General features: G+C 58.0%; 16 protein-coding genes. All 16 read right to left on the reverse strand.

Going from position 1 to position 18,823, the window contains the following annotated elements; all coding sequences use genetic code 11:
* Window positions 1–1,044, reverse strand: a 1,044-nt coding sequence (gene fliF / locus AYB31_RS03750; RefSeq protein ID WP_068825935.1) for a flagellar basal-body MS-ring/collar protein FliF, incomplete at its 3' end; no start/stop codon positions are given.
* A gap of 17 nt (window positions 1,045–1,061) precedes the next feature.
* Window positions 1,062–1,391 (reverse strand): flagellar hook-basal body complex protein FliE, encoded by a 330-nt coding sequence (fliE, locus tag AYB31_RS03755; protein WP_068825937.1) that lies wholly within the window; start codon window positions 1,389–1,391, stop codon window positions 1,062–1,064.
* Between the two features lie 293 nt (window positions 1,392–1,684).
* Entirely contained in the window at window positions 1,685–3,085 is a 1,401-nt protein-coding gene (gene fleR / locus AYB31_RS03760; RefSeq protein ID WP_068825940.1) for a sigma-54-dependent response regulator transcription factor FleR, read from the reverse strand.
* Between the two features lie 4 nt (window positions 3,086–3,089).
* Window positions 3,090–4,304 (reverse strand): sensor histidine kinase, encoded by a 1,215-nt coding sequence (locus AYB31_RS03765; RefSeq protein WP_068825942.1) that lies wholly within the window; start codon window positions 4,302–4,304, stop codon window positions 3,090–3,092.
* Window positions 4,305–4,462: 158 nt separating this feature from the next.
* A complete protein-coding gene (locus AYB31_RS03770) occupies window positions 4,463–5,938 on the reverse strand; it encodes a sigma-54 dependent transcriptional regulator (protein WP_068825944.1) in 1,476 nt (491 codons plus the stop codon).
* Between the two features lie 174 nt (window positions 5,939–6,112).
* Entirely contained in the window at window positions 6,113–6,409 is a 297-nt protein-coding gene (locus tag AYB31_RS03775) for a flagellar protein FliT (protein ID WP_068825946.1), read from the reverse strand.
* Window positions 6,410–6,437: 28 nt separating this feature from the next.
* Complete coding sequence (gene fliS / locus AYB31_RS03780; RefSeq protein WP_068825948.1) at window positions 6,438–6,818, reverse strand: flagellar export chaperone FliS; 381 nt, start codon at window positions 6,816–6,818, stop codon at window positions 6,438–6,440.
* 87 nt (window positions 6,819–6,905) lie between these two features.
* Window positions 6,906–7,301, reverse strand: a complete 396-nt coding sequence (gene fliS, locus AYB31_RS03785; RefSeq protein ID WP_068825950.1) for a flagellar export chaperone FliS — start codon at window positions 7,299–7,301, stop codon at window positions 6,906–6,908.
* 3 nt (window positions 7,302–7,304) lie between these two features.
* Window positions 7,305–9,062 carry a flagellar filament capping protein FliD gene (gene fliD / locus AYB31_RS03790; RefSeq protein WP_068825952.1) on the reverse strand — a complete coding sequence of 586 codons (1,758 nt, stop codon included), beginning with the start codon at window positions 9,060–9,062 and terminating at the stop codon, window positions 7,305–7,307.
* A gap of 75 nt (window positions 9,063–9,137) precedes the next feature.
* The gene (locus AYB31_RS03795) at window positions 9,138–9,503 is read right to left on the reverse strand and encodes a flagellar protein FlaG (RefSeq protein ID WP_068825954.1); all 366 of its coding nucleotides are present in this window, start codon (window positions 9,501–9,503) and stop codon (window positions 9,138–9,140) included.
* A gap of 72 nt (window positions 9,504–9,575) precedes the next feature.
* The gene (locus AYB31_RS03800) at window positions 9,576–11,069 is read right to left on the reverse strand and encodes a flagellin (RefSeq protein ID WP_068825956.1); all 1,494 of its coding nucleotides are present in this window, start codon (window positions 11,067–11,069) and stop codon (window positions 9,576–9,578) included.
* Window positions 11,070–11,317: 248 nt separating this feature from the next.
* The gene (locus AYB31_RS03805; RefSeq protein WP_068825958.1) at window positions 11,318–14,953 is read right to left on the reverse strand and encodes a glycosyltransferase; all 3,636 of its coding nucleotides are present in this window, start codon (window positions 14,951–14,953) and stop codon (window positions 11,318–11,320) included.
* Window positions 14,954–14,997: 44 nt separating this feature from the next.
* A complete protein-coding gene (locus tag AYB31_RS03810) occupies window positions 14,998–15,717 on the reverse strand; it encodes a WbqC family protein (protein ID WP_236715501.1) in 720 nt (239 codons plus the stop codon).
* Window positions 15,714–16,913 carry a DegT/DnrJ/EryC1/StrS family aminotransferase gene (locus AYB31_RS03815; RefSeq protein WP_068825960.1) on the reverse strand — a complete coding sequence of 400 codons (1,200 nt, stop codon included), beginning with the start codon at window positions 16,911–16,913 and terminating at the stop codon, window positions 15,714–15,716. The genes AYB31_RS03810 and AYB31_RS03815 overlap by 4 nt, the downstream gene beginning before the upstream one ends.
* On the reverse strand, window positions 16,910–18,106 hold the full coding sequence (locus AYB31_RS03820) for an aminotransferase class I/II-fold pyridoxal phosphate-dependent enzyme (protein ID WP_068825962.1): 1,197 nt from the start codon (window positions 18,104–18,106) through the stop codon (window positions 16,910–16,912). Before AYB31_RS03820 ends, AYB31_RS03815 begins: the two co-directional genes overlap by 4 nt.
* A gap of 2 nt (window positions 18,107–18,108) precedes the next feature.
* Window positions 18,109–18,795, reverse strand: coding sequence for a class I SAM-dependent methyltransferase (locus tag AYB31_RS03825; protein ID WP_068825964.1), 687 nt, complete (start codon window positions 18,793–18,795; stop codon window positions 18,109–18,111).
* Between the last annotated feature and the right edge of the window lie 28 nt (window positions 18,796–18,823).

Below are 18,823 nucleotides of genomic sequence, written 5' to 3' on the forward strand. Positions count from 1 at the left end.
AGCGGGCGCTGCCGCCGCCTGCTGGGGCGCCGAAGCCGCGCCCGGCGGCTGGTTGCTCAGCGCCCCCGGCACTCCCTGCGGCGGCAGGCTGCTGGAGCGCTGTTCGTTGACCTGCTGCTCACTGCGCAGGGCCGGCTGGTCCGGGTTGAACATCTCCGAGGTGGACTCGACGGCGCTGAAATCGACATCGGCGGAAACCTCGGCCTTGTAGCGACCGTTGCCCAGCACCGGCTGCAGGATGTTGTGCACGCGCTGGGTGAACAGGCTCTCCATGCGCCGGGTGTAATCGAATTGCTTGCCGGCCATGGTCAGCTCGGACAGCTCCTGCTGATCCGACAGCAGATTGCCCTTCTGGTCGACCACGGTGACCTGCGACTTGGTCAGTTCGGGGACGCTGGTCGCCACGAGATTGACGATGGCCATTACCTGGCTCGGTTCCAGGGCGCGCCCTGGATACAGCTCAACCAGCACCGAAGCCGTCGGCTTGCGCTCGTCACGGACGAACACCGAGCTCTTCGGAATGGCCAGGTGCACACGAGCCGCCTTGACGTTGTTGAGGCTGGACACGGTTCGCGCCAGCTCGCCTTCCAGGCCACGGCGATAACGGGTGGCCTCCATGAACTGGCTGGTACCCAGGCTCTGCTCCTGGTCGAGGATCTCGAAGCCGACGTTACCGTCGCTCGGTGCAACGCCCGCGGCGGCCAGTTTCATACGGGCACGCCCCAGCTCGTCGGACTTGACCAGCAAGGCTCCGGAGTTCGGCTCCACGGTGTAGGTGATGTCGGCAGCGTTGAGCACCTCCATCACCTGATTGGTGTCCATGCCGGCCAGGTTGCCAAGCAGCGGCTTGTAATCCGGTTGTTGCGACCACAGGACCACGGCGAAACCAATCGCCACGCTGGCAGCCAGACCAACCAGCAGGCCGACCTGACGCAGCATGGTCATGTCGGAAAGGTTTTCCAGGAAAGACAACCCGAACAGCGGTTTTCTCTCTTCGGTGGCGCCAGTGGTGGCGGGTACGTTTGCAGCGACTGCCTCAGCCATGACTCAAATCCGCCCTGTTAAACCGGCATCTGCATGATGTCTTGGTAGGCCTGAACCAGCTTGTTTCGCACCTGGGTCATGGCCTGAAAGGAAACGCTGGCTTTCTGCGAAGCGATCATCACATCGGTGATGTCGACACCCTTTTGCCCCATCTCGAAAGCGGTGGCCAGCTGGGTGGAGGCCTGCTGAGTCTCATTCACCTTGCCAACTGCCTGACCGAGCATATCGGCAAAGCTCGGCGCGCCCGGCTGCGGCGCCTCGGCCACAGGCTGCTGCTTGGCCATGGCCTCCATTTGCATGGAACGCATTTCCAACATCAGGCGATTGAATTCGACACCCTGGCTCATGACCTTTCCTCCAACGACCGCAGCTTTTTGACGCTACGCGGTTCTTTGCGAAGGTGATTGCAACAAGGATGCCAAGCCTGGAGGCTCGGGATTCAGGCCTCTCCAGCCAGCAAAAGCCTGAGGTTATGAGTTCTCAAGCCGCGAAAGACACTCAGCACCCCGGGTCATTCGCGACCTGCCACCCAAGCAGACCACAAGGGCAGCGTTGTCTTGGCCCCACTTGATCAGGGGCAACAAAAAAGCCCGCCCGGAAGTACCGGACGAGCTTGTTGTTGGCGTGAGTCCCACCCCGTTCAACTGGCGTAGAGGTAAGCCTCCACATCCATGCCGGCATCGCGCATCTGGGCCAGCTTGTAGCGCAGGGTACGAGGGCTGATGCCCAGGCGCTCGGCGGCTTCCTTGCGCCGCCCGCGCTCGGCACGCAGGGTATCGATGATCATCTGGAACTCATGCCGGCGCATGTCCTCGCCAAGGGCGCCAGCACTTTCCGCCGTAGTCATTTCCTCGCGCGGCATGGGCGCACTGGATACCAGGCTCACGGTCGGCGCAGCCGGCGCCGGAGCCATGCCGATCGGCGCCGTCAGGCACAGGTCATGAGGCTGGATCAGACCACCCTGCTGCAGGATCAGGGCACGCTGGATGGCGTTATCCAGCTCGCGCACGTTGCCCGGCCAGGCATGTGCCAGCAGAGCGGCACGCGCCTGCGGCGAGAGCTGTACGGGGGAATGGTTCATTTTTTTGACGTGACTGGCCAACAGACGCTCGGCCAACGGCAGAATATCGGCGGGGCGCTCGCGCAATGCGCGCCAGGCCAGCGGGAAGACCGACAGGCGATAGTAGAGATCCTCCCGGAAACGCCCCGCCGCCACTTCGCCGGCCAGATCGCGGTTGGTGGTGGCCAGCACGCGGATATCCAGATTGATCGGCTTGCGTGCACCCACCCGCTCCACTTCGCGCTCCTGCAGCACACGCAACAGCTTGGCCTGCAGGCTCAGCGGCATCTCGGAAATCTCGTCGAGCAGGATGGTGCCACCATCCGCCAGCTCGAACTTGCCGGGCTGAGCAGCGATGGCACCGGTGAAAGCGCCCTTCTCGTGACCGAACAGCGTGGCCTCGAGCATGTTGTCCGGGATCGCCGCACAGTTGATGGCGATAAAAGGACCGTCGGCACGCGACGACTGCTGGTGGATGTAGCGAGCCAGCACTTCCTTGCCGGTACCGGACTCGCCGGAAATCAGCACGGTGGAGTCACTGCGCGCTACCCGCGCCGCCAGTTCCAGCAGTTGCTGGCTGGCCGGTTCGCAGGCGACCGGCCCCTGCCCTACGGCCAGCCGTCCCTGGGCATGCCGCCGCACCAGCTCCAACAAAGTACGGGGCTCGAAGGGCTTGACCAGATAATCGGCCGCCCCTTGACGCATCGCCTCGACCGCACGCTCGACCGCCCCATAGGCCGTCATCAGTAATACCGGCAACTGCGGGTAGCGCGTACGGATCAGAGCAAGCAACTGGTGACCGTCCATGCCCGGCATGTTGACGTCGCTGATCACCAGCCCGAACGCCTCCTCGCCGAGCGCGGCAACCGCATCTTCGGCGCACTCGACCGCGCGGAAGTCATGGCCACCGAGCAGCAGCGTGTCGGACAGGGCTTCGCGCAGCGCGCGGTCGTCTTCGACTAGCAGAACCTTGGCAGTCATGGGTTTACTCCTGGGGAACAGTTTGCGCCGCCTGGGTCAGCGGCAATACGAGGATGGCGCAGGTACCACGCCCGACCCGCGAGCGCAGACGCAGCTCGCCCTGGTGGGCACGCACTACAGCCTGAACCACCGCCAGGCCAAGGCCGGTGCCGGTGGTTTTGGTGGTAAAGAAGGGCTCGCCGAGGCGCGCCAGGGTGGCTTTGTCGATACCCGGCCCGTTATCGCTGACGCACAGATACAGATTGCGCTCGCGGACATACAGGTGAATTTTCAGACTGGCCTCACGCCCGCCGGCCTGAATAGCGTTCTCGATCAGGTTGAGCACTGTGCCGACCAGCGTGTCGCGGTTGCACAGCAACTCGCCCAGCCGTGCGTCGCACTGCCAGCGCACATTCATACCCAGCACATGGGGCTCCGCGGCGCTGCGTAGCGCGCTGAAAAGCGCTGTCGGCGCGATGAGATCCGGCAACGGCAGTTCGCCACGGGCGAAGATCAGCATGTCGCGCACCTGGTGTTCCAGCTCGTGCAAGCGCTCCTTGATGCGCCCGGCAAAGCGCTGTTGCTGCTCGAATGGCAGTTCCTGCTCGCTGAGGTGGCTGGCATAGAGCAGCGCTGCCGACAGCGGCGTACGCACCTGATGCGCCAGGGAAGCAACCATGCGCCCGAGCGCGGACAGACGCTCATGACGCGCCAGCTGATCCTGCAGGCGGCGGGTTTCCGTCAGGTCGGTCAGCAGAACCAGCTGCCCCGGCTCGCCCTGCAGGGAACGGGTCGCAATGGACAGGCGGCGCCCGTCCTTGAGGGAGATTTCGTGACCGTCATCTTCGCGTGGAGCAAAGTTGCGCGCGATCACTTCACGCCAGAGCATGCCGACCAGAGGGCGCCCGAGCAGGCTGCGGGCCACAGGATTGGCCTCGCGCACCACGCCCTGGCCATCGATGACGATGACTCCGCCCGGCAACAGATCCAGCAGGCTCTGCAGACGTTGCGCTAGGCGCTCTTTCTCCGCCAGCTCCTGCATGCGCTGGGCGCTGACCAGGGCCAGCTGCCCCTTGAGCTCGCTCACCCGGGCCTCGAGCATGCTATAGGAGCTGCTCAGCTGGGTGGACATCTGATTGAACAGTGCGAACGCCTGCTCCAGGCTGGCTCGACTGGCCTGCTCGACAGGCGCAGCAGGGCTGGCTTCGGGGATGTCGTGCTGGGGGGCTGCTTGATTCATGCTCTTCTCTCGCGTGTCGAACCGTCAGCAAACGGTCGGTCGAAAGAGTCATAGCAATCGCCGTGCCTAAAAAATAACCCTTATTATTCAGCAAGTTAAAAAACAAAGCCGGAGCTTGTGTCAAAGCTCCGGCTTTATTCGTAGTGCGCCAGCGAGATTCAATCCTCGTCGGGTGCCTCATCGTCACGACGGCTCATGCCGTACTTGCGCATCTTTTCCACCAGGGTGGTACGGCGAATGCGCAAGCGTTCGGCGGCACGTGCCACCACGCCATTGGCATCATCGAGCGCCTGCTGGATAAGCCCTTGCTCGAGATTGCCCAGGTAGTCCTTCAGGTCCAGGCCTTCCGGCGGCAGCATTGCAGTATTGGAGATGCCCGGCAGACTCGCGCCGATGGCCGCGCGCTCGTCGAGCTCCTCGCGCAGACTGATGGCCAGCTGCTCGTCTTCGTCATCGACGTGGCGGAACTTCTTCGGCAGCTCGCCAACACCGATCACCCCGTAGGGATGCATGATCGCCATGCGCTCGACCAGGTTGGCCAGCTCACGCACGTTGCCCGGCCAGTCATGCCGGCACAGCGACATGATGGCGGCGGAGTTGAAGCGGATGGAGCCACGCTTCTCGAACTCCATGCGCGAGATCAGCTCGTTCATCAGCAGCGGGATGTCTTCCACGCGTTCACGCAGCGGCGCCATCTCGATGGGGAAGACGTTGAGGCGATAGTAGAGGTCCTCGCGGAAGGTGCCCTCCTCGATCATCTTCTCCAGATTCTTGTGGGTCGCAGCGATGATGCGCACATCGACCGACTGGGTCTTGTTGCTGCCGACACGCTCGAAAGTACGCTCCTGCAGCACGCGCAGAAGTTTGACCTGCATCGGCAAGGGCATGTCACCGATCTCGTCGAGGAACAGGGTGCCGCCATTGGCCAGCTCGAAGCGCCCCGCGCGAGTGGTGATGGCCCCCGTGAAGGCGCCTTTCTCGTGACCGAACAGCTCGCTCTCCAGCAACTCCGCCGGAATCGCGCCGCAGTTGACTGGAACGAACGGCGCCTCACGGCGCTTGGAGTGGTAGTGCAGGTTGCGCGCTACGACTTCCTTGCCCGTGCCGGACTCGCCAAGGATCAGCACGCTGGCCTCGGTATCAGCCACCTGCTGCATCATCTGACGCACCTGGTGAATGGCACGGCTGGTCCCCACCAGGCTACGGAACAGGTTGGGCTCACGCTGGCGACCACGCTCGCGAGCCTGGTCGTACATCTCGCGATAGACCTGAGCGCGGTGCAGGGAGTCGAGCAGCTTGTTGTAGCTGGGCGGCATTTCCAGGCTGGCCAGCACACGGCGGCGCAGATCGTCAGCCCAGTCCTGCGGAATCGGCTCGCCGATCAGCAACAGCGGCAGATTTTCGTCCCAGGCACCAATGTGCTTGATCAGGTCCAGAGCACCGCCCTTGGCGGTGACATCCCCCAACAGGACATTGAGCACTTCGCGACTGGATTCCAGCTGGTCGACCGTCTCACGCCAGTCGTTGCTGCCACAGGAAAGGTGATCTTCACCGAGGAAACCCAGAATCACCGACAGATCGCGGCGACGCTCGGCATTATCGTCAATCAGAAGAATCTTGGTTTCGCGCCACATCTTGTTCTGGTCTGGCTCGTAGGCTGGAAAGAAAGGCCGCCAAGCGGCAACGGCAATTGGCCACTAGTAAAGTCAAAAAACAGACGAGAGTCAATTTTATGGCGTAACTTTTTCTACAGTTACCGAGAGAGTTTGAACGCCTGCGGTGTCAGGAAGACACTTCCAACCAGGTGTTTAGGTAAACAGCTGATATACCTTGGCGCCTTGCTGGGATTGGTTGAGCTGAACCAGCTCGCCAGCGAGACGGCGCTGCTCGGCCTGGCAGGTAGTGACCAGCTCGCGATAAAGATCCAGCAGCTCCTGCATACGCTCACGCAGCTGCCCTTCATCACGCACGGCCTCGACCATAGCCTCCTCGACAGCCTGACGGCACTGCACATCGAGTTCGCCAATAGCTGCCCAATCGCGGCGCACCAAGGCATCGCGCAAGGCAAAACCAGTGGTTTCGAGAAGCTGTACAGATGAACTCATGGAGATTCCCTCAGGGCCACAGCGGCCATCAATGGCTGATGGCGTCCCAGCCGGATTTCACATTGCGCAGCAGGCCTGCGACCTCATCGAGCATGTCCGCATCATTGGCGATATTTGCCTCGACCAGACGCGAAACCATGTACTCATAGAGGCGGTCAAGGTTGGCGGCCAGCTCGCCACCCTGCTGTAGATCAAGCCCCTCACGCAGACCGCCGATGATACCAATTGCCTTGCTGATCAATTCGCCTTTTGCAGCCTGCTGGCCATGCTGCATAGCACCCTTGGCCTGAGCCAGGCGCGACAAGCCACCTTCCATCAGCATCTGGATCAACCTATGAGGACTGGCTTCACCGACCTGGGCATGGGTATTGACGGTTTGATACTGCTTGAGGGCCGCCATCGCGTTCATGATCACTCCACTGGATATTGCCTAGATACAGTCCTTGTATCGGCAAACGGGAGTGCAGCTTTAGTCGATTGACGGGCAAATTACCGATTACTGCTCGGCAGCAGTCGGCTCGACCTCAGGACCGATAGCGTCCCAAGCCGACTTGATCTGCGACAGCAGCTTATGCACTTCATCCAGACCGCGCGGTGTATCGTCCAGCGCCACACCACCCAGACGGCGGGTCATGTAGTCGTAGAGCGCATCGAGATTCTCGGCGATCTCGCCACCCTGATCCTTGTCCAGGCTGGACTGCAGCACACCCAGGATGGTGATGGTGCTACCGACAGCCATACCACGAATCTCGACATTGCCTTCGCATTGCGCCTGACGAGCCAGCAGTACCCGCTCCAGAGCGCCGTCGAGAAGCATCTGCACCGCCCGATAGGAACTGACATCATGCGCTGTCTTGACCTGTTTGTAGGTGTCGATGGGTTTCTTGCTCATGGATCAGGAGTCCTTCTTCACAAAGCCTGGCAAGCTCGCCAGCTGGTTGGTCAATGCTTCACTGGTGCGCGTGAGGTTGGCTACCAACTGATCCATAGCTGTGTACTGAGCAACCAGACGCGCTTGAACCTTCTCAATGCGTAGATCAAGTGCCTCGCGCTGGTCGTCGATATTCGTCAACGTACCTTGCAGCGCCTTCGTGCGCTGATCGAAGACACCATCAGTTTTCAGATACTCATTAACGCTGGCATTCAGGCGTACCATCAAGCCATTGTCACCAGTGAAATACTCGGCTATGCCCTCGAAGTTGCCGTCCAGAGAGGATGTCAGCTTGCTGTCGTCGATCGCCAGCGTGCCGTCTTTTTGAGTGGTAATCCCTAACTCAGCAAGGGCTCTAGCACCCTCGCCACCAGTCATTTTTACCAGCTCATTACGCAGCCCGGAGAGCAGACCGCGTACAGTGGCATCACCAACCAGGGCTCCAGCGACGGGCTTCTCACCCTCGCCCACCTGAACCACCGCCGTCTGCTGGGCCGCAGTCTTGATCAGACCGTTATAGGCATCGACAAACTTCTGGATATTGCTCTTTACAGTGCCCTTGTCGACCCCGATGGTGATATCGACCGTCTTACCTGCAGCCAAATCGCTACCGCTCTGAACGCTGGCCAGATTCAGGGTAACGCCATCAATGGCCGAGCTGACCGAATTGCTGTCACTTACAACCTTGAGTCCATCAACAAACAGCACCGCCGATTGCGCCTTGTTGATGACCCCAGCCGCCCCCGTCGTAGAGTTAGGTCCCACGGAAGTGGCTGCCACACCACCCTCTGGATTGAGCGCCGTCAGAGCGTTGCTGCCAATAGTGCCACCGGATGCGGTCGCACTAGCAGTCAACGCAGTTCCGTTAGCGGAGCTAAGCACCAAGCGAGCACCTGAAGCATCCGTCTCGATGCTGGCGGAAACACCCTGACCAGCGCCGGCAGTGTTGATAGCGTCACGAATACTTTCCAGCGAATCACCGTCAGCTACCGCGATATCAAGATCGACACCGCCAGCCGAGATAGCCAGATTGCCACTTTGGAAAGTAGAGGTCGAACCACCAGCGAAAGTCGGCAGCGTTAGGCTGGCCGACGGCTGGAAGGCCTGAGTGACAAGAGCCACGGTACCGCTGGTAACGCCATCCTCACTGACGGCGACCTTGATGTCGTTACCCTCACCCGATTTGCTAGTGCTGAGCACCAAGCGCGAGCCAGAGGCGTCGGTTACTATGGTCGCACTGACCCCTTGCCCCTTGCCCTCAGCATTGATGCTGTCACGAATACCACTGAGGCTATTGTTGGCTGCCGTTACATCCACATCGAAGCTGGACGCCCCCACAGAGATGGTCATGGTGCCGCTGTTGAAGGTGGTCGAAGCATCAGCCGATACGGATTGCAAACCGATCTTGCTGCTGGTCGCCAACTGCTGAACTTGAACGCTGTACTTGCCAGCCACAGCAGTCGAATCCGCTTTAGCCGTCAAAACACTACTACTCGATGTCGCCGTGCGCGTAGTGAACATGGAAGGCTTGTTCAGATTCTGGATTGACGTCTGCAGGCTACTCAACGAGCCCTTGAGCGTACCAAGGGCCGAAAAGCGTGAGGTGGTAGACTTTTCCAGGCGATCCAACTGCAAAGTCTTAGGCGCTTTCTCGGCGTTAACCAATGCAGTTACGATGCTGTCGATATCGATTCCCGACCCGACCCCTAGTATTCCAGCCATGCTTCACCTCGCCAAAATTATGACTTTCAACGCTTTGTAAGCGCTTACCAGTCAAAAGCCATGCCAATGCCTCGGTCAGGCCTCGGCTTTGAATAGCAGGCTGCGCACGTCTTCCAGTCTTTCAGCCAGCTGCAATGCTTCTTCAGATGGGATCTGCCGAATTACATTCCCCGAGGAGCCATCTGTCACCTTCACCACAATACGGCCGGAGCCATCGTCAACGCTGAAGTTGACATCACGGCGAACCGATTGCACAAACTCCTGGATGGTCGACACTGCCGACTCGAGCTGCTCCCGGGTGGCAGCCTGAGTCTCATTGTCTACTGCATTAACTGCCTGCTCCTCAGCAGCATTAGCCTGTTGCTTAGGGACTTCTGCAGCTGCGGGACGCCCGGTTGCAAGCACCGGATTCAGCGAATTCTTGATTGAGCCGACGTCCATAATTTTCTCCTCACAAAGAGGTAGCGGGGAGAAGAGCTAAGCCCTTCTCCCCGCAGTCTAGCGCTTCTGACCTTAACCGAGCAGGCTGAGCACAGCCTGCGGCAGCTGGTTGGCCTGAGCCAGGATCGCAGTACCGGCTTGCTGCAGGATCTGATTCTTGGTCAGCTCCGAAGTTTCGGCAGCAAAGTCGGTGTCACGAATGCGGCTACGAGCAGCAGAGGCGTTCTCGGAGATGTTCTGCAGGTTCGAGATGGTGTTCTCAAAGCGGTTCTGCACCGCACCAAGTTGCGCTCGCTGGGAATCGATGTTGGAAATTGCGCCGTTGATGATACCCAGAGCATCCTGTGCACCAGCGGAGGTACTGATATCAATGCTAGCCACAGAGTTCAGCGAACTGAAGCCAGCATTGCCGAGAGATGCATCGATACCGGAGATCGAGAAGGCGTCTGCTGCTTCGATCTGCACCCCACCATCGGCGCGTGCACTGCCGCCGGAGAGAGCCGCACCAGAGGCAATTTCACCTGCATCAACGTCGAAGCCCCAAGCATAGAGCGCCGCAGCAGTACCCGAGCCTGCCGAGTCAGTATAGCCATCGATGATCACAGTCTCGCCACGATCGCTGACCAGTTCGATGTAAGACCCGTTGGACTTGGCCGCGATACCAGTGGTGCCTGTTTCCTTGTTGATAGCGTCAGCCAGACTGGACAGATCGCTGGCGTCGGTAACGTTGGCCGAAATTGCCACGCCAGCACCGGCTGTATCGTTGGCACCATAAAGAGTGAAGGACACGGTACCGGTAGCAACGCCATCCAGGCTAGCAACGTTGCGGGAGTTGGCGGTCACGCCAGTGCTATCCGAAACCTTGTTGATGGCGTTAGCTACATCACGAGCAGAAATCGCGCCACCAGAGGCACTGTTGTAAGTAAAGTTTGCAGTACCCAACTTACCTACAATCGTACCGCTAGTACCTTGATAGCCCTGAGTACCGGAGCTCAGCTCGGTGAAACCACTAGTGCCAGCAACCGAGGCGATACCGCTGGTATCGAAACGGTTGATACCAATACGGCTGGCATCGGAGGAACCGATAGAGACGTTGATGGTTTCGTAAGCGTTAGCACCGACCTGGAAGCTCTGCGAGCCAAAGGTACCGTCAAGAATCTTGCGACCGCCGAAGCTGGTGGTATCAGCGATACGATTCAGTTCCTGCTGCAACTGAGCAACTTCGCCTTGCAAAGCAGCACGTTCGGTAGCGCCATTGGAACCGTTGGCAGCTTGCAGGGACAGGTCACGCATACGCTGCAAGATACCGGTGGACTGTTGCAGGGCACCTTCAGCGGTTTGCGATAGAGAGATACCATCGTTGGCGTTGCGAGTCGCCACGTTCAGACCGTTGATCTGGCTGGTCAGACGGTTGGAAATCTGCAGACCAGCAGCGTCATCTTTGGCGCTGTTGATACGGAAACCAGTGGACAGGCGCTGGAGGGAGGTATCCAGGCCTTTGGACGAGGTATTGAGGTTACGCTGAGTGTTCAGCGAAGCGACGTTTGTGTTGACTGTCAGGGCCATGGTGTTTGCCTCCAAAGGACCGTGCTACTGAGTTTGTCTGAGCCTGCGAGCTTCGGGCCTGCTTTGCTCAGACGCCCCATAAAGTTCGCATTCGGTATTTGTATCGGCGTACCAGCTTGGACCTTTAGAGTTTTTTAGAGCTTAAATGAGATTTTTTTTCTACAACAAAAACAAACACTTGAAAAAATGAAAAGCTCAAAAAAAGGCGGCTGCCGGATTTCCGCCAGCAAGCCAACCTGCCGAGGGAGCTAGTTCAGTGCCCAGGCCTGTCGCCAGCGCTCGAGATTCTCGCCATCGAGCATCCACTCCGCCTTAACCTTCGCATGTAACTGGTCACCAAGCTTGGCGGTAGCATCCAGATCGCTGATATGCATGCGAATGGCGTCCACCCAGTCCTTGAAACGATTCTTCACCCGGGTTACTGGCAAGTCACCCTGGTAGCAACGGATGTCACTGCACACCACGGGAAAGCCACAGGCGCCATATTCCAACAGACGCAGGTTGCTCTTGCATTCGTTAAACAGGTTCTGCTCGACCGGAGCCAAGGCCAAATCCAGATCCAGCCTGGCCAGCGCTTGTGGATATAGATCGATGTCTACCCCCGCGTGGATCTCTTTGACATAGGGAAGTATCTCCGCTGGGCACATGCCGAAGAACACCCACTCCACTTCATCGGCCAGCTCTTTGACCACATCCACTATCAGCCCCAGATCGCCTGTATGACTGCTGCCTCCGGCCCAACCAATACGGGGCTTCTGTCCGCGTCGGCGCTGACTGGAAAGATTATCCCACCACTCCTTGGGCAGGCAGTTCTTGGCGACAACGATATCGTCGTGCAACCCACCAAAAGCCTCGGCCAGAGCATCAGTGGACACCACGAAGCGATCCACATAACCAAGCCCTCGACGCAGTGAGCGAAGAATATCCTTCGGCATGTTCTCCCGATGCACGCTCTTCATCGGCAGGTTGGGCAGGTAGTCGTCCAACTCGTAGACCTTAAAAGCCCTAGAGAATGCCTTGATACGACGCATGGCCTCCAAGCGATCATCGCCAATCTGGCGCTGCAGGATGATGACATCCGGGTCGTACCTCTGCAGGTCTACAACCTGCAACAGACCGTGGGACAGCATGCCGTCGATCTGCCCACTGTCGCGCAAGGCTCGAAACGGGCGCATCACACGATAGTTGCCGCAGCCCCAGGGATCAGCAGGATGAGCAAGAACCACAGGCACGGGACGCCAAGTCAGCGGCCGCCAAGTCAACTGGACATCGGGCTCTAGCTCGAAAGCCCGGCCATTGAGCGACAAATTGCGGTTGTACGCCGGGTCATTCGCCAGGGCCGGCAGCCATTTCTCGTACATGAGATCCTGCTCACCAGCAAAACGCTTGCGTTTGGCATCGGCGGCCTTGGGGTCGATGCGCGTCTGGCTGACACTACCTTCGTGCATCACCACTGCGTGCGGTGTCCAGACGATGAGATGACCAGCCTCGCGCACTTTCAGGCACAGGTCCACGTCGTTATAGGAAACCTTGAAGCTCAACTCATCCAGGCCGTCGACTTCTTCATAGACAGACTTGCGGATCATTAGACAGGCCGCGGTCACCGCGCTGTAGTTCTGATCAACCTGCAAACGCTGCATATAGCCAGGCGCATCCATTGGCTCGCCGATAAAGGGGTGATCCGCCGGTCCGCGCAGCCCCAGCACTACACCAGCATGTTGAATTTTGCCGTCCGGATAGAGCAGCTTGGCTCCGACCACCCCGACCTCAGGACGCTGGGCATGGTTAAGCAACTCATCCAACCAAGTTTCACTGATGATTGCCGTATCGTTGTTCAGCAGCACCAGATACTCGCCACGCGCCTCACGCGCAGCCATGTTGTTGATCGCGGAATAGTTGAATGGGTGCGGATAACGCAGCACCCTGACCTTGTCCTCACCCATCTGCTCGACGGCTGCTAACCAAGACAGAGCCTCAGGAGTCTGACTGGCGTTATCGACAATCAGAACCTCATAGTTCGAGTAGTGAGTCCTCTCCAGCAAACTCTCCACACAACGCTGCAATACCGGCAGCTGATCCTTAGTCGGAATAATGATGGAAACCAACGGCTGCTGTGGATGCCCATAACTCACACGATAACGGCCTGGAAGGCTTGCACGCAGCTCAGCGTTGACATAGCCGCGTCGTTGCAGATGCTCCAACAGAGCGTTCTGCTCATCCACGCTGTCGACCAGAGCCGGGGCCGCTGTAATCAACAGCGGCTCGTCAACGTGACCCAGCCCGCTCATGCCTTCACGCTCGATCAAGCGCAACAGCAGCTCGAACTCTAGAGCCCCAGCGAAGCGCGAATCGAAGCCTCCCGCCTCGATAAATACCTTCCGGCTAAACAGCCAGTGACGCGCCATCAACGCTGGGAAGCTGAGCAGCAGATCCAAGTTGAAACCTGGACGGAACGCAGCACCCAGCGAGCCATCTGGTAGACGCTGCAGCTCGTCACCATAGACAGCCCGGCATCCGCTGCCGCCTAACAACTCCAGAGCCATCATCATCAACCCACTGGGGGCAAACTCCTCGCCCGCATCGACCAGCATCAGCCAGTCCCAGTCTGCACTTGAGACCAAGCTGTTCATGGTGGTGACATAACTGCAGGCATCCACACATACGAAATGCAGCTTGGAATCGGAGTGAGTCACAGGCACCTCGCCGACGGTCAGCACGACTATCTTCAGCGTGGCGTACAGTCCTCGTTCCAGTCCCAGACTACGTATGGTGGCCATTAGCTTCTGGGTGTCACCCTGCAGATCAAGCACCATGATACCTAGCCTGGGGCCGCCATCATGCCGACAGAGATAGTCGTTAATCATCCGATTCTGCACCGGTGTTGGTAGCCGTGCCTCGAACCAGCGCTGCAACTCCGGCTTGGCCGGTTCAGGCAGAGGAACGCCGCCTGCATCGCATTGCGACGGAAAAGCTTCTACCGATGACTGTGGCGCTTCCTCCACCAGCTTGAGTCGCTCAGCTTCTTCGGCCAGGCGTAGCCGCAAAGGGAACAGATTCCAGTCTTCATCCGGCCCAGAGAGTGCACGGCAGAGCACCTGCCCCTCCGATTGTGGGCGGTAGAGCCCCATGCTTCTGATCTGGGAAGAGAAGACCTGCACACCCTTGCGCCACAACGGTAACATATCGCCCTGCTGCTGACGTTGCTCAGCATGTTTGCGGAAACAGGACAGCGCGTCGCATAGATAGGCCATGTCGCCGTGTCGCAAGACATTGACATACATAGCAAGGTCATTGATGGCCCGCACCGTCTGTCCATCAAGGCAACAGACGTTGGGTGTGATATCAGCAAGATGCTCACGGCGGAACATCACAGTACTAGGCTCGCCGATGAAGTTCATGGGCGAATTAGCCAGGTAGGAGATCAGGTCGCTTCCGCGGACCACAGTATCCTGCTTGAACGGGTTACAACTGGCGGGCATGTCCGGTAGCGGTAGGCCGGACTCGTCGATCAACAGGCGGCGAGATGTCACCAATGTGACTCCGGGGTTCGCCAGAAACACGTCGATCATGCGCTCAACGCAGTCGCCCAACAGTATGTCGTCGTCGTTGAGAAACTTGACGAAGTCCCCTCTGGCCTCCACGACACACTGGGTGTAGTTCATCAACCCACCTAAACCCGGTTGATTGCGAATTACCCGGATATCTCGATTATTGCGGCCGAGATGACGCGCCAGGATCCGCTGAATATCGTCCGTTGGGCAGTCATCGCTAACCAGAATTTCCAGTGCCTGATAGCTCTGGCTGACTGCACTGAGCAGCGCGGCCTCAAAGTGGCGGGGCTTGAAGGTAGGGATGACGATGCTGACGAGTGGCAGTTTGCTCACGTGGCGATTCCTGAAGAGTCGGCGAGATGGCTATACATGCTGGCTCAAGCCTCAATGATTCGGGCATTGCGGAACAGTGCTTCACGCACTGTCTGTGGGGGATTCCACATCAATACATCCAGGATTGATAAACCCGGTTCGTAAACGTAGGGCGCCGTGTCATAACGAAATTCGGAAAACTCCAGGAATTGCAACTCCACGCTATGCAGGGAGAACTCCTTCGAATCAAACAGAGCTCGCCCCCCCATGGGGTTGATATAGGTATCAGCCCCGAGCTGTCGACTAATGGCCGGTGCCCATGCTCCCGGATGGTCAGGCACCTGCGGATCCAGCGCCAATTCCGAACAGATCGAATACTCGAATGGCAGCTCGAGATAGCGGCAAACTGCGGCCAAACCACGAGTATTCAGCCTAACCAGTGAGTCGTCACCGGCCGAGGAAAAAACGTCACTTACCAGACCAGTCACCTGCTGGTAGAAAGGAGCCTTGCGTCGATAGTGAGTGAGTTTGCCGAGGATGCTGGTACGACTTTTTTCCATACTCTGAACGCGAGCTTCCCTGGTCAGGATGGAAATCGAAGAGTTGCTCAGTGGCAGGTTGACATAGTTCCAGCCTGATTGCGGATGCAGTACCCGATTACGGCTCATCCAGGATTTTGGCGTGTATTGCGTAACATCGAATACCACCCAGCGATCTGTATGAGCGATGAGCGAAAAATGCCCCAAGTAAGGGAAGAAATAAGGCTGCATGATCCCTAGCTTCACGCCTGCCCCTCCAGCACAGCACGTATCTTGGCAGCACACTCTCTTGCCAGCCTGATCAAGCTGGCGATATTACGAGCAGCCTGGGGATCAACCAACTGGCCGATAGGTAACTGCAGTACCTTGCCACATAGCGCCTCGGTAACCGGCAAGTGCTCGGAGACTGCAGGAAACATTTCGATATAAGGTGGACAGCGATGGATTCCTGGATAGAAATAACGCCGAGCCAAGATATTTTCCGCCCGCAAGACGGTCTGTAGCTGGTCTCGGTTGAGACCGAACTGCTCAGCGTCCACTTCACACACCACATACTGATAATTGGTGACGCTAGCCAAACGCGGCTCGAGTAAACGCAAGCCGGGCACCCCCTCGAGACCCTCCTTGTATTCCGCATATATCTCTTGGTTACGCTCGATGATTCCAGGAAAAGCTTCAAGGCTAAGCAAGGCTATTGCCGCCTGCGCCTCAGACATTCGGCCATTGGCCGTACGGCTGACCGACACAAGTCGACCCGCACCATAACTGCTACGAATGTTGCGCAGGCGAGCCGCCAACTCGTCATCGTTGGTGCAAACGCACCCCCCTTCTGCGGCACTAAGCACCTTGGTCGCATGGAAAGAGAAAACTTCTACGGTGCCGATTGAGCCCACTGCCCGCCCTTCCAGCTCGCAGCCGAACGCATGTGCAGAGTCGTAGTAAAGAGGCACACCGCGCTGCTTGGCCAGCGAGCTCAGAGCCCGGTGATCGCAAACATCTCCCCACAAATTAACAGCCAAGATCGCACTGACACGATCATCGTCGAGGAGTAACGCAACCTTCTGTGGATCAAGCTGATGGGTCAGCGGATCGACATCACAGAAGAGTGGTTCGAGCCCCGCCCAAGTCAAGGACTGAGAGGTCGCCACAAAAGAAAATGACGGAGTAATTACCCGCCCACTGAGCTCCAAGGCATCGGCAGCCATGAGCAGGCCGATGGTTGCATTAGTGACACAAATGGCATGGCGGACGCCAAGCCGCTCCTGCAACACAAGCTCAAGCTGTTGGGTCAATGGCCCTTGGTTGGTGTAGTACTGGCGCTCGAAAATTCCACGCATGGCAGTCTCGTAAGCCGACCATTCGGGAAAATACAGCTGCCCTACCGGCAAAGGATCAGAGAAGTTCGCCGCCCCTCCTAGAATGGCAAGTTGAGCAGTGCTCATGCACCCCTCCTGTTATTAAGCTCGACGGCGTTGTCGTGAAGGAAGCGCATGAGCTGGGCGACCTGACTGATATCACTCTCGTCGACGAAGTGTCCGCAAGGCAAAAGCATGAACTGCTCAGCAAGATGCTCGGTCAGCGGCAACGGCCCAGAAATGGTTGGATAGTCACAAGGCTTAAGATGCAAAGGTGGAGAATAATAGGCTCTGGCCAGCACCTTCTCGGCATTCAAGACGGCAAGAGTCTGGGCGCGGGAGAGCGGCCAGTCATCAAGCAGTTCAACTAGAATATTCTTAAATCCGCTACGCTCGCTTTCATCGAACGGCACCAGACGCACACCCGGTAAGCCCGCTAGCTCGCGCTGATAGGTACGATAGCGCTCAGTATTACGAGTGACTTGCGTACCAAGCTCGTCAAGTCCAGCCAGAGCCATAGCTGCATGCACCTCATTCAACTTGGCGTTCATACCGAGCTCTTGGACATTATCAGGGGTGTAAAAGCCAAATCCGCGAATCTGTACCAGACGTGTTGCCAACTCCGAGTCGTTGGTAGTGATGTAGCCTCCCTCGAAGCCATTGAGTAGCTTACTGGCGTGCAGGGAGAAACACTCGGCTCGTCCGAAGCTGCCGACCTTGCGTCCAGCATAGGTCTCATAAACCGACTCAACCGCATCGATGAACAATGGCACGCCGCTTTCTGCTGAAAGCAGCTCAAGGGCTGAGACATCACAACAATTGATAATCGGATGAACCCCCAGGAGCAAAGCTGTGTGCTCGTTGACATGTTCACGCATAGTTTCAGCACTGACGGCCAGACTCTGCCGGTCGACCTCGCAGAAGCGAGGTACCAGGCCTGCCCAAGCGGCTACATCAGCCATCCGTCTATAGGTGAGCGAAGGCATCAGTAGCTCACGCCGACCCGGTAAGGCCAGAGCCTTGATGGTTAGCACCAGTGCCCAGAATCCGCTGCAGAACGTGACGCAGTGTTCGGCACCATGGAACTGAGCCAACCGTTGCTCCAACTGTTGAACCAAGGGACCGCTATTGGAGAATTGATGCGCGTCGAAGAAAGTGCGGGAGTACTCGAGGAAACGCTCGAACGATGGTCGCACCAAACTTGACGTTGATTTGGGAGCAACAAACAAGGGCTTGCCACCGTACAGAGCCAGATCATCACAACCCGTTTTGACAGCCATAGTCAGCTCGCTCGAACCAGCAGTACGTCATAGCGATAGTGCGCAGCATAAAAACCTTCCGGCATACGCTGGATCTGCGCTTGCCAGCCGCAATCGGCGGCCAATTGCATGAACTCGTCCTGACTGCGCCAGATACCTATTTTGGAGTTGTGTTCTTTGAGCTCGGCAGAGTGATCCAAACCATCGGTATAAAACTCTGTATTCCGTTCGATATCCGGCAGGTTACCGATAAACACCCGCTGTACATTTCTAAAATCAGTGTTGAGCGTACTCAGCACCAGACGGGCAGTTTGTTCGGGAAAATAGGGGAAACTTCCATAGCAAAGCACCTTGGTGAATCGCATCGGATCGCCCTCCGCCACGATGTAGTCACCCACATCGGCCACGTCGAAACGGCGCGCTGGAGGCTGTTCGAAGTAACGCTTGGCTACATCGATCAAAACCGGTGAATAGTCCACACCATAAAGCTCGTCGCAACAGTCGAAAAAATAACGGGAAAGAGCGCCATTACCACAAGCTAGATCAAGCAAACGATCTCCCACCTGGAACTGTAAGGCCTGATGAATGGTGGCGACGATCAGTTGGATCTGCTCCTCGGATACGGGCTGCCCATTGACCGTTCGCTTTACTTGCCCCCAGAAGTCATCCGAGGCAAGCGTTTTCGGGTATTCCTTGAAATCTGATTCCACGACGAATGGCTCCTGCTCGATATCTTTA

Source organism: Pseudomonas sp. BMS12 (assembly GCF_001592875.1).
Classification (GTDB): Bacteria; Pseudomonadota; Gammaproteobacteria; order Pseudomonadales; family Pseudomonadaceae; genus Aquipseudomonas.